Source organism: Streptomyces sp. NPDC002054, assembly GCF_040296685.1.
Lineage (GTDB): Bacteria > Actinomycetota > Actinomycetes > Streptomycetales > Streptomycetaceae > Streptomyces.
Genome location: NZ_JBEOXT010000083.1, coordinates 1 through 1,445 on the forward strand (window position 1 = coordinate 1; position 1,445 = coordinate 1,445).

Consider the following 1,445-nt stretch of genomic DNA (forward strand, 5'->3'; position numbering starts at 1 on the left):
AGGAGACTTCCCAATGACATTGTCAAGCTCGCGCCGTGACCGGTGGTGCGGCTTGGTAGCACGCTCCGTCGCGGATCATGGCCCACAGGACGTTGGCCCGGCGTCTGGCGAGCGCCAGCAGCGCTTGCTTGTGGCCCTTGCCCTCGGCCCGCTTGCGTTCGTAGAACCGCTTCGAGGCCGGGCAGCCTCGGAGACTGGCGAACGCGGAAAGGTAGAAGGCGCGGAGCAGGCCGCGGTGGTAGCGGCGAGGGCGGTGGAGGTTTCCGCTGACGCGCCCGGAGTCGCGGGGGACGGGCGCGAGGCCGGCGTAGCCGGCGAGGCGGTCGACGTTACCGAAGGCATCCATGTCACCGCCGGTCGCGGCGAGGAATTCCGCGCTCAGCAGAGTGCCCATGCCGGGCAGGCTCTGGATCACTTCGGCGTGTGGGTGCTCGCGGAACCGGGCCTCGATGAGAGCTTCGAGCTCGGCGATCTCGGCATCGAGGGCAATCACCCCCTTCGCGAGTCGGGCCACCATGTCGGCCGCGAGTTTCTCGCCGGGCAGCGCGGTGAACTGTGCCTCGGCCGCCTCCACGGCGGCCCGGGCCAGGGCCGCGCTGCCGTAGACCTTGCGGTTCTTCAGCCACGTCGCGATGCGCGAGGTGCCGGCGCGGCGGATCGCGGCCGGGGTCTGGTAGCCGGTCAGCAGCATGACCGGCCCCTTCTTCGTCATCTCCAGACAGCGTTCCAACGCCGGCGCTATTTCCAGGAGTTGGGCACGCAGTCGGTTGATCTGCCGGGTCCGGTCACAGACCAGATCGGTGCGGCGGGTGACCAGAGTACGCAGATCGACCGATATCTCGTCGCCGGGCCGCAGGACGCCGAGGTCGGTGCGCATGCGGGCTTGGTCGGCGATGACGAAGGCGTCCTTCGCATCAGTCTTGGCCTGGCTCCGGTAGCCGGCCGAGGCACGGTGGACGGCCAGGCCGGTGATGTAGGTGATGTGCTGGTCGTGGCTGACCAGCAGGCCGAGCAGGAGCGCGGCCCCACCGTGGTTGATGTCCACCGCCCACAGCACGTCCTGCGACAGCTCCAGCACGTCGGCCACGAGTCTGAGCAGTTCGCTCTCGTCGTTCAGTACCCGCCGTGACAGCAGCCGCTTGCCATGGGTGTCGATCACCACGCAATGGTGATGTTCCTTGCCGATGTCCACTCCGGCCCAGATCTCGGGCACGGCCACCTCCGCCAGCTCGTCGTACATGAACCCAGCAGACGACCTCGCCGACGTTGTCCTACACAGCGATCGGGTCGCGTCTCCCAATTAGCGGTCGAGTCGTCGCGGGGCCCCGGGCGGCCAAGTCTCCTAAGCCATCCAACGGCGTCACAGTGACAGCCATACCCGGGACCCCTGGGCCCCACCGATCTTACGAATGACCAGTTCAGGCCCACATCAAGAAAGGTAGGAC

At 67.6% G+C, this 1,445-nt stretch carries 1 protein-coding gene; it reads right to left on the reverse strand.

What is annotated here, in order from left to right:
- Positions 1-22 precede the first annotated feature (22 nt).
- Positions 23-1,240, reverse strand: a complete 1,218-nt coding sequence (locus ABT123_RS36655) for an IS110 family RNA-guided transposase (RefSeq protein WP_502971171.1) — start codon at positions 1,238-1,240, stop codon at positions 23-25.
- Between the last annotated feature and the right edge of the window lie 205 nt (positions 1,241-1,445).

Excerpts from the sequence above, each read along its gene's own strand:
- ABT123_RS36655 (WP_502971171.1), bottom strand. The coding sequence starts at position 1,240 with ATGTACGACGAGCTGGCGGAGGTGGCCGTGCCCGAGATCTGGGCCGGA.